We start from the raw sequence: 15,753 nt of genomic DNA on the forward strand, positions 1-15,753 counted from the left end.
TTCAATTCTCGATGCAAAAATTTGAACTGGTCATTCATTAGCAATTCTTGAGAGAAAAAATGGCAGCAAGAGGTAACAAAGCACAAATTAGTCTGAACCGCGTGGTCGCATTAGTGATTCTGGCGCATGGATTTTGTGCCCTGCTATTGCTTCGTCTGTTTCAGGTTCAGGTGGTGGATCGCTCGGAATACATTGAAATGGCGAAAAAGCAATACATTTTTGAGGCGGAATTGAAGTCGCAGCGCGGGATTATTTACGACAGAAATTTGAACCCTCTTGCCGTTAATAAAAGGACTTATTCCATCGGGCTGGATAATCGCAAGGTGACTAATCGTGATTCGGTGGCAACAATTTTTTCTCAAATTCTGGGAAAAGAAAAATCTTTTTATTTGAACAAGTTGGTGAGCGGAAAGTCTTTCATCTGGGTCGAGAGACCTGTCTCTGACGCGATTGCAGCCAAATTTGATTCGTTGAAAATTCCCGGCGTGCGCGTCATCAAGGAGGAACGACGCTATTATCCTCACGGAAGCTTATCTGCCCACGTTCTTGGATTTACAAATATCGACATGGATGGAATGAGCGGAATTGAATTAGCAAAAGATAATGATCTCAAGGGAAACGATGGTCTGGCGCTTTACAATCGGGATATGAGAGGCAATAAAATTTTAGATATTGAGCATCCGGTGAAAAAGCCGCGCGCCGGGAAAAATCTCATTCTCACCATCAACAGCACTTTTCAGTGGATTGCCGAGGAAGAACTGAAATCCGCAGTGGAAAAATATGAGGCTGACGCCGGCGTGGTCATTGTATCTAATCCAAACACCGGGGAAATTCTTTCCATGGCGGTGTTTCCTGATTACGATTTGAATGCATTCAGCAGATACCCGGCGGACAAGCGGCGAAATCGAGCGATAACGGATGTTTATGAACCTGGTTCAACTTTTAAAGCCATGTTCATGGCGGCGATTTTGGAAGAAAATTTGAGGAAGCCGACCGATATTATTTTTTGTGAAAATGGCGTCTATCGAGTTTATGGTCGGGAAATCAGAGATGTTGTTCCCCACGGTTGGTTGACTTTGTCTGATGTAATCAAAAAATCCAGCAATATTGGCATGTCAAAATTGGCTCAGGAAATCAATAGGAGAATTATTTATAAATACTTGAGGGATTTTGGTTTTGGATTGGAAACCGGAATTGAACTGCCGGGTGAAGTGTCCGGTGAGTTGCGGCATTACACAAAATGGACAGGTTACAAGCAAATCGGCATGGCTATCGGGTATGGCATTTCAGTGACGCCGTTACAGATGGTTATGGCATACGGCGCCATTGCTAACGGGGGCTATCTGTTGAAGCCAAAAATTTGTCTTGGCGCTTTTGATAAAGTTACCGGAAAAGCGCCGCCGGTTCAGCCTGAGATCATTCGGCGCGTGATTTCCGATTCCACGGCGAAAAAATTAGCCGGAATGCTGGAACAAGTAGTTTTCGACGGCACCGGTAAGCGCGCTTACATCAAAGGATTGCGCATTGCCGGCAAGACCGGCACCGCCATGAAATATGATACGCAGTTAGGCGCTTATTCCGAGCATAAGTTTGTCAGCTCTTTCGTCGGATTTTTTCCTGCTGATTCGCCGCAACTGTTAATTTTTGTGATGATCGACAACCCGAAAAAAGGTCATTTGGGCGGAAAAGTCGCGGCGCCAACATTCAAAGAAATTTTAAAACGCATTTTGCGTTTCGCTGATTTGAAACAGGAAAAAGGTGATTCTCTGCGTTCGCTTCCCCGAGAAGATGACAATATTAAAATGTTGCAGCTTGTGGGCAGAAGAATCGATCTGGTGAGAAAAATAGCCAGAAAAAATGGCTGGAAATTAATTGAAAAAAATGAGGGTGATGTCGTTGCCGCGCAGCGCTTCAAACGTTCGAAAGAAAAAAACACGCCGTCGCAGTTGATTGTGACATTGAAAAAATTGGGAAGTCCGGGCAGTCGATACACTTTTGTTCCAAAAGTCATCGGAAAAACCATACGCGAGGCAGTTTCTGAATTGGCAAAGAATCACCTGAAAGTTTACGTTCGTGGCAGCGGCAAAGTCGTCACTCAAATTCCGCCACCGGGAACCAAAATGAGAAGAGACGCGCGCTGCATCATCGAATGCGAACCTCCGATTTCATTGACTAATTTCAAATCGTTTGAATGACGGGAATTGCAATGAATTTGACGCTAACTGAAATTTTGAAAATTAACAATCTGGGCGGTTCGTTCCAGGGAGACGCGCAGGTTTTGAACAAGAAAATTCGTGCTGTTGGAATCAATTCCCGGACGCTGCAAAAAGGCGAAATTTTCGTGGCTATTCGCGGCGAACGGTTCGATGGTCACCAATTTATCGCGGATGCGGTTGCCAAAGAAGCTCTGGCTTGCATCGTGGCGAAAGATTGGTTCGGCGCACAGGACGCAGATTCGCTGCGAGGCAATTTTTTAATTGTGTCAGACACGCTGCGTGCATTGCAGAAAATCAGTCATTTTTACCGGAAAAAATTTAGCGTCCCCATTTTGGCAATCACCGGCAGCAACGGCAAAACGACGACCAAAGAAATGATTGCCGCAGTTTTGCAGCAAAAACTTAATGTGCTGAAAAATCCTGGTAATTTGAACAATCATATTGGCTTGCCTTTGACGCTGCTCAAATTAAATGAAAAGCATGAATTTGCCATTACGGAAATGGGCACGAATCATTTCGGTGAAATTGCGCGGCTGACAGCCATCGGCGCGCCAAATTACGGCTTGATTACGAATATCGGACCGGCGCATTTGGAATTTTTCGGCTCGCTGGATGGCGTTTATCGGGCAAAAAGAGAATTGTGGGAGTATCTGGAAATTTCCGGCAGCGGCGCTTTTGTGAACATGGACGATCCCTATTTGCGGAAAAAATTGCCTCACGTTCCCGAAGTTGTCGAATTTGGTCTTGAACATGCGAAGGATGTCCGGGGTGAACTTGTCGGCATGGATTCATCCGGACATCCCCGTTTTATTGTCGATGGTCTGGTAATTCAACTTTCAGTGCCGGGCATGCACAATGTTTACAATGCCTTAGCTGCTGTCGCAGTGGGGAAAAAATTTGGCGTTCCGGATGAAAAAATTAGGCTGGCGCTGGAAACTTTTCAGTCCGCCGACAAAAGAATGGAAGTACTCGAGGTCGGGGGAATCAAAATTATCAATGATTGCTACAATTCAAACAGCGCTTCTGCAAAACGAGCTCTGGAGACGCTGTCGCAAATGGCAACGTCGGGTCGCAGAATTGCGGTTTTGGGAGACATGTTCGAATTGGGAGACGTCAGCGAGCGTGAACATTTTTCTGTGGGCATGTATTGTGCAGATTTGAAAAATATCGATTTCCTGTTAGCCGTTGGCGCGATGGCTGAATTCATGGTCAAAGCTGCCAGCGGAAAGATGAAAACCAGCGCACTGCATTTTACAGGGAAGGACGATTTGAAAAATTATCTGCTGAAATTGCTTGCGCCGAAAGATTTGGTTTTGATTAAGGGCTCCCGCGGCATGGCAATGGAGGAAATCACACAATTCGTCATCGAAAAATTTGAAGGATAAGACTATGTTTTATCATATTTTTTATCCCTTGCGCCATTATCTCTCGGGGCTAAATCTTTTTGGCTACATCACTTTTCGTAGCGCCTCGGCGGCGATTTTGGCGCTACTGATTAGTCTTTTCATCGGGCCTGTCATTATTAATTTTCTCAAGAAAAAACAAATCGGCGAAGAAATTCGCGCCGAAGGCCCGAAAAGCCATCAGAAAAAAGCCGGTACCCCCACGATGGGCGGAATAATCATTTTGATTGCCGTGTTGGTGCCGACGATTTTGTTCGCGAGATTGGACAATATTTACGTGCTGCTCATTTTGTTGGCGACAATCTGGGGTGGAGCTTTAGGCCTGCTCGATGATTATTTGAAAGTTGTCAAGAAAATGCCGAAAGGCTTAATCGGAAGGTACAAGATCGTCGGACAGGTTACGCTGGGATTAATTATTGGCGGCGTGCTCTATTTTCACCCGGCATTTGCTGACGTGAAAGCTTTGTCCACTGTGCCATTTTTTAAAAATTTGAATTTAAATTTTGGCTATTTTTATATTCCTATTGTGATTTTTGTGATTACCGCTACCTCAAACTCAGTAAATTTGACAGATGGGCTTGACGGTCTCGCCATCGGATTAGTGGGCATCACTGCGGCTGCCTGGGCGGCAATCAGCTATATTTCGGGACGTGTTGATTTTAGTAACTATTTGAATATTATTTACTTACCTGGCGCTGGAGAACTGACAGTGTACTCAGCGGCGTTGATCGGGGCGAGTCTCGGATTTTTGTGGTGGAATATTTATCCGAGTAAAATATTTATGGGTGATACCGGTTCATTGTCGCTTGGTTGCGCTGTGGGAGCGTTGGCGGTCATGCTACACAAGGAGTTGTTGCTCATCATTATTGGCGGAATATTCGTCGCTGAGTCGCTGTCAGTGATCATTCAGGTTACTTATTTCAAAAGAACGGGAGGAAAGAGGATTTTCCGCATGGCCCCACTTCATCACCATTTCGAATTAAAAGGCTGGCACGAAACGCAGGTGGTGGTCAGATTTTGGATTATTGAAATATTGCTTATTCTGTTCGCACTTTCAACTTTTAAAGTGCGCTAATCGGGAAAATTTTTGCGTTTTAAAGATTACAGGAGATGCAATTGAGAAAGCGAATCTCATTCGATGTTTTATTTTTGATGATTGTGCTGATTTTGATCGTCATCGGCGCTACCGCCATTTACAGCGCCAGCAGCTATTTTGCCCAGGAGAAAATGCACGGCAATAGTCAATATTTTCTCATTGCGCATCTCATTCGGCTGGCAATCGGACTGGTGCTGATGATTTTATTCATCAAGATAGACTATCGGCAATTGTTGGAATTGTCACCGGCAATATTAGGATTAGCGTTTGTGTTGCTATTGTATGTTTTGTTCAACGGCGCATCTTACAACGGCAGCCGCAGAGCGTTATTAATAGGTGGGATATCCTTTCAGCCGTCGGAAATGGCAAAATTTGCACTGATTATTTATCTGGCAAGTTTGCTCGCCGACAAGGGCAAAAAGATCGAGGATTTCAATCAGGGATTATTTCCGGCACTGCGAGTTTTGGTACTGGCGCTGATTCCCATCGCTCTGGAACCGGATTTGGGAAGTGCGGTCATTATTTTTATGATTGCCGTCGTGATGATTTTTGTCGCCGGAGCCAGTCTTTATCATTTGACTGCGCTCGGCGCGACAACAATTATGGTAGTAAGTATTTTTTTGAAATTATTTCCTTATCAATTGCAGCGTGTGCGGAGTTACATTAATGCCATTCGCGGCGCGGGGGATTTGTCCTATCAGATCAAGCAATCGCTCATCTCGTTTGGCGATGGCGGCGTTTTTGGCGTCGGTCTGGGGAATAGCCGCCAGAAGATGCATTTTTTGCCCTACCCGTACAATGATTTTATTTTCAGCATCATCGGCGAGGAAATGGGTCTCATCGGCTGTTTGATTGTGCTGACGCTGTTCCTGTTTCTGCTGTGGCGAGGCATGTGGATCGTCACTCATGCTCCGGACAAAAGCGGACAATTATTAGCCATCGGGATTATTGCGTCCATTACTATTTACGCGTTATTCAATGCCGGAATTGCGCTAAATCTGTTGCCAGTGACGGGAATAACCATGCCTTTCATCAGTTACGGAGGCAGTTCGCTGATAATGAATTTGATCGGAGTTGGCATTTTACTCAATATTTCCGTGGAAAAGCGAGCGCGGCGAGGTTTCGTAAGCAGAACTTCGAATCATCGTGTTTCACGAAAGAAGTCAAAAAATGTCAGAAAACATTAGATTCTCTGACACATGGCGGGAGTTAAGGCTATGAAAAAGTTTAAAATTTTTCAGATATTTCTGATTTCATTTTTTTCTCTAGTGGTCATTTTTGCCATCTTTTACCTGCTGCGCAGCAATGGCGCTTTCCGTTTGCGTGCGGTGCAGATTGAAGGGAATCATTATGTGACCAGGGAGGACATCGCGCGGTTGGTAGACTTTGATTTTTCAAAGGATTTGTACCAAATCGATGTGGATTCAATTAAGCGTGGTTTGGCGCGGCATCCGCTGGTTCGTTCCGTTTCCGTGTCGCGTTCCTATCCATCGGTTTTAAAAATAAAAATTTACGAGTATCAACTTGTTGCTGGCGTCGCCGGATCGGACATTGTCGCTGCCAGTGAATCGAAGAAACTGATTTTTGACTACCCGCCGGAGGCCCTTTACGATTTACCGATTATTACCGGAATTCACTTTAAGCGCGATGCATCAGGCAAACGGACGCCGGAAAATAGCGATTTGCTCAAATATTGCATTTCAGTGTTGGCGACAATCAGAGACCGAGATCCGATTTTTTACTCTGACATTTCCGATTTACATTACGATCGCGAAGCCGGCATTAGTCTTTTTTTGAAAAATAGTAATTTGCCAGTCATCATTGGCAAGGGAAAAATCGCCGCGAAATTGAATGCATTTAGCGCATTGTATCATCAGAAATTACGGCGCAGGCTGCCCAAAGATGTGCTGGCCATCGACGCGAGGTTTCAGGGTCAGGTCATAATCAAAAGAAAAACATAGGAGAAATCCCATGGGAATGACAGAATATATTGCGGGAATAGATATTGGCACGACAAAAATTGGGACGATTATTGCCGAAGTCTCCGAAGATGAACAGCCGAAAATTGTCGGAGTCGGCATGGCGCCGTCTGATGGATTGCGGAAAGGCGTTGTCGTGGATATCGAGAAAACCATTCGTTCTATTGAAGCTGCTGTGGCTCAGGCGGAGCAAATGGCAGATATTCAGGTGAACGAAGCCTATGTGGGAATCGCTGGCGATCACATTCGTAGTTTTAATGGCAGAGGCGTTGTCGCTGTCACCGGGCCGGATAACGAAGTCACTGAAGACGACGTGCGGCGCGTTATTGAAGCGGCAAAAGCCGTGATGATGCCTGTGGATCGCGAAGTATTGCACATTATTCCGCAGGAATTTATTGTTGATGATCAGCGCGGTATTCGCAATCCCGTCGGGATTACCGGCGTGAGATTAGAGACAGAGGTGCACATTGTGACCGGCGCGATTACTTCGGCGCAAAATATTTGCCGCAGCGTTGAGAGAGCGGGAATTGAAGTCAGAGATTTAGTGTTAGAACCGCTGGCGTCAAGCTATTCCGTACTCACAGAGGAGGAGAAAGAATTGGGAGTTATTGTAATTGACATGGGCGGCGGCACTACGGATGTTGCTATGTTTTTTGAAGGTTGCATTCGGAACACGGCCGTTGTCGCTCTTGGCGGCGGGAACGTTACCAGCGATATCGCCATCGTGTTGCGCACGCCAATGGATCAGGCGGAAATAGTCAAACAACGTTACGGGTGCTGCGACCGCAATTTGATTGAAAACCCGGAAGATCCGATCGAGGTTCCGGGGATCGGCGGCAGAAGCAGCAGAAAAATTGCCAAAGAGTTGCTCACCGATATTATCAGACCGCGAATGGAAGAGATATTTCAAATGGCAGCAACCCAGATTCGCAAATCCGATTTCGCGGAATTGATGAGCACGGGCATCGTTTTGACCGGAGGCGGTTCGTTGATCAAAGGTGCCGCTGAATTGGCGGAAGAGATATTTGACATGCCGGTGAAATTGGGCATTCCTAAAGGTTTCAGCGGTTTAATCGACCTGGCGCGCAGTCCGATTCATGCGACAGGCGTGGGACTGATTTTGTATGCGCTGAGCGGAGATTACGAGCAATTGGACGGCTATTTTGTGACTTCAAAACCATCGTTTTGGAAAATAGTGGTGGAGAGATTGCAGAGCTTTATTGCGCCAAAAAAACTAAAATGAATTTGAGTTAACTGCGAAAAATAAATGAAATAAACAATATCACCCATCCAAATAAGGAGGGCTGCTCATGAAAGATTTAACTTTTAATTTTGACGAAAGCTCAACGCCGACAGCGCGAATGAAAGTGATCGGAGTTGGTGGCGCCGGCGGAAACGCCGTCAATCGAATGATTTCCGCGGGATTAGCCGGCGTGGAATTCGTAGCGATAAATACGGACTTGCAGGCGTTGAACATTTGCAAGGCGCCGACGAGAATTCAGATCGGAAAAAATTTGACCAAAGGTCTGGGCGCCGGCGCCAATCCTGACATCGGCCGGCGCGCCATCGAAGAAGACGAGGAAGCGGTGTACAATGCGCTCAAAGATGTGGATATGGTTTTTATCGCCGCAGGAATGGGCGGAGGCACCGGAACCGGCGCGGCCCCGGTAGTGGCGCAAATCGCCAAAGACCAGAATGCGTTGACGGTGGGCATTGTGACCAAACCGTTTATTTTTGAGGGTGCGAAACGGATGAAACGCGCCGAAGAAGGAATACTTGAGTTGAAAAAGTGCGTCGATACCCTGATTGTGATTCCCAATCAGCGACTGTTGTCAATTGTCGATAAAAACACCCGCCTGAGCAAAGCATTTCAGATGGCGGATGAGGTTTTGTACAATGCCACAAAAGGAATTTCCGATTTGATCACTGTCCCTGGCTTGATTAATTTAGATTTTGCCGATGTAAAAACCGTCATGTCTGAGATGGGCGACGCGCTGATGGGATCGGCGGTAGCTTCTGGCGAAGATCGCGCCGTTGAAGCGGCGCAAGCGGCAATATCCAGCCCGTTGCTTGAAGAAGTGTCCATCACCGGAGCGCTGGGATTGTTGGTCAATATTACCGGCGGGGAAGACATTACTTTGTCAGAAATCGATTCGGCTACGCAAATTATTCAGGCAGCCGCCGGAGACGAGGCAAATATTATTTTTGGCGCGGTAATCGACGAAGCTTTCAAAGATAAAATTCGCGTCACTGTGATTGCCACTGGTTTTAACAAGAAAGGGAAGAAACAAAACGTCCCTTTTCTTAAAAAGCGGATGGATTTTGTCCATACGGCGATTGATTATCTGGACGTGCCTACTGTGCACCGTCAGGAACAAGAAGCAGAGTGGCTGGCAAAAAATGATTCGGATAATCATAACGGAGATGGTCACGATTCAGAATTGGAATTGCAGGAGGAATTACCAACGGAAATGAGGCCGGACCAGTACGAACTGCCGACCTTCCTCCGTCGCCGAATGCAGAATTAATTTGGTAATTTTTTGTTCAATGATATCTTTGGGCACATTGATTCATATTTATTGATTATATGAATTTGTAACCTGTTATTGGTAATTGTTTGCCAAATGGCTGGTTTTGTGGCTAAACTCATCAATCCTGATAACCACAGATTTGCAGGAATTCGGGCGCTGTGCAACTTCTCGTCGGAAAGGCAGTTTAACAAAAGCTTTTCGGCCCTCAAATTCATTTTTGGTTATCAGGATTGTTTTTTTGAGAAGGGAATGAAAAAATATACTAACGACAGACCTTTTGAGCAATTACGGCAACGAATTTTATCGCGGGAGAAAAATGCGGCACAGGTAAAATCCGAAAGTGTGTTGTCCGTAGCTTTGGCGTTTCCCAATTCTTACGGCGTGGGCATGGCAAGTTTGGGATTTCAATCAGTTTACCGCATTTTCAATGAATTTGGCGAGGTACGTTGTGAGCGCGCTTTCTTCGATAAATCTTTTCCAGTGCGCACAAAAACAATCGAATCCGGTACTGAATTGCGCCATTTTGATGTTGTCGCTTTTTCAATTTCCTTCGAATTGGATATTCCGAATGTCGTTCGATTTTTAATGGAGAGCGGAATCGAGCCGCTGGCAAAAAATCGAAATGAAAAAGAGCCGCTCGTGTTGCTTGGCGGAACAGCAGCGTTCATGAATCCGGCGCCGCTTTCTTTGTTTGCCGATATTGTTGTCATGGGAGAAATCGAACCGATTTCGCATTTGCTGGTCGAAACTTTGCTTGAGTACAGAAAAAATGCGATCTCCAGGGCAGAGTTGTTTGAGATTTTTGCAAATTCTGCCGGATTTTATGTGCCGCATTTTGCTCCTCAAAATGGCCAGATTGTCAAAGTTCACGCTGATTTAAAAAAGTTTTTGCCGCAGTACTCTGTCATTCAGTCGCCCGATAGCCATTTTAAAGATATGTTTCTGCTGGAAGTGGGAAGAGGCTGCGGCAGACGATGCCGGTTTTGCGCCGCGAGTCATATTTACCATCCTTATCGCATTTTTCCCGAAGAAAAAATAATTGAGACTATTGAAGAAAACGCCGGCGAAACAAAGCGCGTAGGGTTGGTCGGCGCGGCGCTTTCGGATTATCCTGGTTTACTGCGATTGTGCCGTGTATTAGCGGATAAAGGTTATGAGTTAGGTTTGTCCTCTTTTCGCTTGGACATGATTACGCCGGAATTTTTAGATATTTTTGAGCGTGCGCAAGTGAATTCCATCGCCTTTGCGCCGGAAGCTGGCTCCGAACGATTGAGAAAAATAATCAATAAAAATCTATCGCAGGAAGTCATCATGCAAGCGGCGGCTTCGTTGGGCGATTCAAATATCTCTCACATTAAATTGTATTTTTTGATTGGATTACCCGGAGAAACGCAGAATGATATTGACGCCATTGTCGATTTGGTGAAAAACGTGAGTTCGATTTTTTTAAAAAAAAACAAAAAGCGAAAACTGACTTTGAGCATCAACGCTTTCATTCCGAAGCCGTGGACTCCTTTTCAGTGGGCACCGCTGGCGAGGCCTGAATATAGCCGGCGGACCAGAAAATACATTTCCGATAAACTGAAAAATTTCCGCAATGTCGAAATGTTGAAAAAAAGTTCAAAGGAAGAAGTTTTGCAAGCGGTCTTTTCCCAGGGCAATGAAAAAGTAGGACGGGCTGTCTATCTGAAAATTAGAGAGCGGCTTTCCTGGGAGAAAGCGTGGGAGCAAGCCGAAGTGAACGTTGAAAAGAGCGTCTTTCTGGAAAAAGGCCGTGATTACCGTTTTCCCTGGGAATATATGGGTTTCGGTTTGCGGCAAGACTTTCTGTGGAAAAATTGGTCTGCGGTATCTGTTGGTTCAAAATCTTGATTTCTCACTTTTCCCCATGCCTCAAAAAAAACAAATCGATTTGTGAATAAGACTTGACTTTCAAAAAGGAATTGATTATATTTGTTAACGTTTTGAAATGATTGAGCTAATTTTGACAACAAAATCATTATTTCTTTGCGTGAAATTGCGCTAACGATGTGTGATTAGCATGAAGCAACAACTCGCCATTGTTTGATATTTTGAAAAAACTGGTTTTCAGGCAAACTCATGGACAATTAGAATAAAGTCCCATGCGCTTTTATTATATACGAAAAAAAAGTAAGCGAAAAACTCCGCCGGTTGTGCGCGATAGCAAGACTGTTAAAATTTCTCTCGCGGTGCTGGTTGTGTTTGCAGTGGGGTTTATTCTGCACTTGCTGCAAGCTATTTTCAAACCTTTATTTATTGCTATTATTCTGTCATATATTTTCGAACCGTTAATCAATGTCATGAGACGGATCAAAATTCCCAAGGTCGTCGCTATTGTCGTTGTTTTGGTGATTACTTTCGTTTTCTTTTATCTTGTGGGTCTGATTATTTATGCAAATGTGGCTGCATTTTCTGCTGAATTTCCCAAATATCAGGCTAAATTCAATGATTTGTATCTAAAAATCATTGGTATGCTTGAGATTCCGCGCGAACAAATCGTCGCGTATTACCAACATATTGACTGGGGTGAATTATTACAAAAACTTTCCATCCCGTCGCTGTTGTCGTCAAGCATCGGATCATTCATTAATTTCATTGCCAATATTTTTCTTATCTTATTGTTTACCGTTTACATTTTGTTGGGCCGGGAACATTTGATTTCAAATATTGCCAAAGCTTTTCCAGGAAAACGGTCCCAAAAAATCTATTACATCATGGGTAATATTAATGATGGGATACAAAAATATTTCTTTGCCAAAACCCTGATCAGCCTCGGCACCGGGCTCAGCGCCACGGTCATTTTGCTTATTTTTGGCGTTGATTTTGCCTGGATCTGGGGATTGCTGACGTTTTTGTTGAATTTTATTCCTAATATCGGTTCGATAATCGCTACGGCGCCGCCGATCTTGGTCGCTATTTTTCAATTCGGAAGTTTTTTCCCGGCTGTCTGGGTGGGGAGTTTGTTGATTGGCGTGCAAATAACATGGGGCAACATTGTTGAACCCTCGGTTATGGGAAAAAGTCTAAACATGAGCCCGTTAGTCGTTATTGTTTCCTTAATTTTTTGGGGATTTGTCTGGGGACCGATTGGCATGATACTCGCTGTTCCCATTTCTTCTACTATTCAAATTATCTGTCGCAACATTGATCCGTTGAAACCAATTGCCATTTTGATTGCCGAAGAGTAGCTTGTTGCCATGCAAGAAAATGCACAATTAATTTGACATAATTTGCACATTAGCTGAAAAATGATTCTGATGTGATTATTGTTAACTATTTGATAATATTGGAAATAATAGCTATTTATCATAAGTGGAATAAAAATTGCAAATTAGCTTCAGTTATTTTTGGAGGGCACTGATGCAAAATTTTTTGATAAATGTGAAAGGGATAAAATAGTAAGGAGGTGGTGCTTTAAAAAAAGGGGACTTGACTATTTTAACAAGCGGAAGGAGGTGGTGCTTCAAAAACGAGGTTAGAATATTAGCGGAATGTTTTTTGTAATTTTAACGTTATTATTTGAGAAACCCTAACGGAGGAAACATGAACAAAAAAATTCTTGTTGCGTTGATGGTGTTAATATTGGCGCCGACGCTCATTTTTGCAGGAGTTACCGGTAAAATTTCCGGTAAAGTTGTGGACAAGGATACTGGTGAACCACTGCCGGGCGTCAATGTTATGCTGGAAGGTACCATGATGGGAGCGGCTTCAGATATCAACGGCATTTTCATTATCTTGAACGTTCCGGTTGGGACCTACACGGTTACGGCTCGCTACATCGGCTATAAAACCGTTTCTATTAGCAACATTCGCGTACATCCGGATTTGACGACTGATGTCAATTTCGAATTGCCGACAACGGTTCTGGAGGGAGAGACCGTTAGCATCGTTGCAGAGCGACCTATCATCAATAAAAATGTAACCAGTACCGTGAAAACTCTACAAGCGGAAGATTTGAAAAATATTCCGATGCGTGGCGTAACAACGGTTATGAATTTATCGTCCGCGGTAGTCAGCGACAACGGTTTTCATGTTCGCGGCAGTAGGAGCGAGGAAAGCGTCACGTACGTGGACGGAGTGATGACTTCTCTGATTTCCAGCGGAACGACAAATGCGTTATCAGTGATTAACAACGCTATTGAAGAGACAAACTTTAACGTCGGTGGATTTAATGCTGAGTATGGCTTTGCCAATGGCGGCGTTCTGCTGACGACGACAAAATCCGGCGGGTCGGACTATAATTTCAGTTTTGAAGCTATTTCCGATGAAGCATTCAAAAACAATGAAGGAAAAACCTTAGGGACTCAATCCTGGGGCTACAACACCTATACGCTGACTGCCGGCGGTCCTGTGCCTTTTATCGCTGACAAAAAGATGAGATTCTTTGTCGCTGCCGAAAGAAACTATAATGGCGGCTATGCGACTAACTGGCACGGTATCGATTTCGATACGACGCTAGTATCCTTTGGCGATACTCTGGTTTATAATCCGCATTACGGCCCCGGACCGATTCCCGGATACTATAACTCTACGTGGGACGTCAACGGAAATATGAGTTATTCTCCCAGCGCTGCATTTCGAGTTAAAGTCGGCGGAACGTTTCACACTGGACAGGATAGAGGTGGCAGCCGCTGGGGCGCGCTGATGAATTTAGACAAACTTACACTGAATAAACGCTGGAACGCAAGTGCGTTTGTGAAATTCACACATCAGGTGAATCCTCGCTTGTTCTACACGTTCAATCTGAATTATTTCTACTATAAAACAGAGTACGGCGATCCTGATTTGTGGAGCGACATTCGCAAATACGGCGATCCTGCATACAATACGGGAATGCGCGATTGGGGATTAGGACATACTTATAATTTATTCGGTATACTCTTTCCCTCATTGCCTGGTCAGGTAATTTCACGTTATGGGAAAAATGCTCAAGAAAACTTTGGGCCCAAATTTGATTTAACCTGGCAGTTCAATAACTTCAACGAACTGAAAACAGGCTTTCAGTACGACTACTACACAGTGCGTCGTTATTTCCATTATTCGACTTCAGCCATTGCACTCGGACTTCATAGGCGCGATACCAACGCAGATGATAACAGAACAGATTTTGATATTTTCCGAAATAATCTGATCAATTATGGCTACGATATCTGGGGCAACGAAATTAGTGGTAACAAGTTTTACGACGCAACCAATAATCAGGGACAAATCGTTAAAGCGGACGGTAATGATGCACCACGCCATCCTATTCAATCGGCTTTTTACCTCCAGGATAAGATTGAGTTGAAAGACTTGATTTTAAATGCAGGCATAAGAGTCGACTATTTTGATTCGGGAGTGAAAAGTTGGAAAGATCCGGCTCGCCTGCTTTTCACAAGCACGAACCTGATTGCCGACAGCAGTTTTGGCGATTCAAAAAAATACACCGTGATCAGCCCCCGCTTGGGATGGTCGTTCCCTGTGACTGAAAAAACTGTATTTCATGCCCAGTTTGGCAGATTTGTGCAAATGCCGAAAACAAACGATATGTACGATGGCCACACAGCCGTGTCGCGTTTTCTGCAGGGCGGAAATGCGCGTTCCATGCCTAACCCGAATCTGAAACCAATGAAAACCATTCAATACGAAGTGGGTTTGCAGCAGCAGATCGGTATGAACGCCAGTTTGAATATCACCGCATTTTACAAAGATATCAAAGATTATATCCAGTTGCGCGTTTTCTTCCCGGAAGCCGGCTACGGATATGCTTCTTATTTTCAGTATCAAAATGTTGATTACGGTACAACCAAAGGCTTGCAGATTAGCTTTAATCTCAGACGAACGAATCGTATTAGCGCTTCATTAGATTATACCTACTCCAAAGCCATGGGTACCGGTTCAAGCAGCGGTAGTCATTTCGATATTGCCTGGCAGGATCAACAGTTGCGTTTCCCGACAATCATTATGCCGCTGGATTATAACCAGGACCATGTCGGAAATGTGAACATTGACTTCCGTCTCAATAAAGATGACGGCCCGACTCTTTTCGGCGTTAAGCCATTTGCTAATTTTGGGCTGAATGTTTTTTACACGATTCATAGCGGTTCTCGTTATACCCGAATCGAACCGGGCGCTTTAGGCCTTTTCCCGCAGAATGCTCCTCATCCCATCGAGGCGCTGAATTCTTCTGTCTTGCCGTGGTACAACAGAATGGATCTCAAGATTGATCGAACAGTTTATGTTGGTAAATACAGGATTAAACCTTACATCTGGGTGTACAACGTATTCAACAAGAAAAACGTTACGGGTGTCTATGCGCAAAGCGGTGACCCGCATGATAACGGTTGGTTTCTGACTTCTGACGGAAAAGCCTGGTTAGAGATCAACGGTAAAGATGGCGAATATCTTGCCCGAGAAGCCCTGAGTGGCGGCGGCACAGCCAATGTGAGTACGCCTCGTATTTTGCGTTTTGGCCTGTTGGTGGAATTTTAAGTCGTAATATTTGTAAAAATAATCAAAAAGAAAAGC

Annotated in this window: 10 protein-coding genes; all 10 read left to right on the top strand. The window is 44.5% G+C overall.

What is annotated here, in order from left to right:
- The first annotated feature begins 59 nt into the window (after positions 1–59).
- Positions 60–2,195, top strand: coding sequence for a PASTA domain-containing protein (locus GXO74_15875; GenBank protein ID NOZ63130.1), 2,136 nt, complete (start codon positions 60–62; stop codon positions 2,193–2,195).
- An 11-nt stretch (positions 2,196–2,206) separates the two neighbouring features.
- A complete protein-coding gene (locus GXO74_15880) occupies positions 2,207–3,601 on the top strand; it encodes a UDP-N-acetylmuramoyl-tripeptide--D-alanyl-D-alanine ligase (protein NOZ63131.1) in 1,395 nt (464 codons plus the stop codon).
- A 4-nt stretch (positions 3,602–3,605) separates the two neighbouring features.
- Positions 3,606–4,694, top strand: coding sequence for a phospho-N-acetylmuramoyl-pentapeptide-transferase (locus GXO74_15885; GenBank protein ID NOZ63132.1), 1,089 nt, complete (start codon positions 3,606–3,608; stop codon positions 4,692–4,694).
- A gap of 41 nt (positions 4,695–4,735) precedes the next feature.
- Entirely contained in the window at positions 4,736–5,902 is a 1,167-nt protein-coding gene (gene ftsW, locus GXO74_15890; protein NOZ63133.1) for a putative lipid II flippase FtsW, read from the top strand.
- Between the two features lie 30 nt (positions 5,903–5,932).
- Positions 5,933–6,676, top strand: a complete 744-nt coding sequence (locus GXO74_15895) for an FtsQ-type POTRA domain-containing protein (protein NOZ63134.1) — start codon at positions 5,933–5,935, stop codon at positions 6,674–6,676.
- Between the two features lie 10 nt (positions 6,677–6,686).
- Positions 6,687–7,937 carry a cell division protein FtsA gene (gene ftsA, locus GXO74_15900; GenBank protein NOZ63135.1) on the top strand — a complete coding sequence of 417 codons (1,251 nt, stop codon included), beginning with the start codon at positions 6,687–6,689 and terminating at the stop codon, positions 7,935–7,937.
- Between the two features lie 67 nt (positions 7,938–8,004).
- The gene (gene ftsZ, locus GXO74_15905) at positions 8,005–9,222 is read left to right on the top strand and encodes a cell division protein FtsZ (protein ID NOZ63136.1); all 1,218 of its coding nucleotides are present in this window, start codon (positions 8,005–8,007) and stop codon (positions 9,220–9,222) included.
- A gap of 252 nt (positions 9,223–9,474) precedes the next feature.
- Entirely contained in the window at positions 9,475–11,097 is a 1,623-nt protein-coding gene (locus GXO74_15910) for a radical SAM protein (protein NOZ63137.1), read from the top strand.
- Positions 11,098–11,348: 251 nt separating this feature from the next.
- Complete coding sequence (locus GXO74_15915; protein NOZ63138.1) at positions 11,349–12,434, top strand: AI-2E family transporter; 1,086 nt, start codon at positions 11,349–11,351, stop codon at positions 12,432–12,434.
- A 355-nt stretch (positions 12,435–12,789) separates the two neighbouring features.
- Positions 12,790–15,717, top strand: coding sequence for a TonB-dependent receptor (locus GXO74_15920; protein NOZ63139.1), 2,928 nt, complete (start codon positions 12,790–12,792; stop codon positions 15,715–15,717).
- Positions 15,718–15,753: the final 36 nt, after the last annotated feature.

The sequence above is a fragment of the Calditrichota bacterium genome, from assembly GCA_013152715.1.
Lineage (GTDB): Bacteria > Zhuqueibacterota > Zhuqueibacteria > Thermofontimicrobiales > Thermofontimicrobiaceae > 4484-87.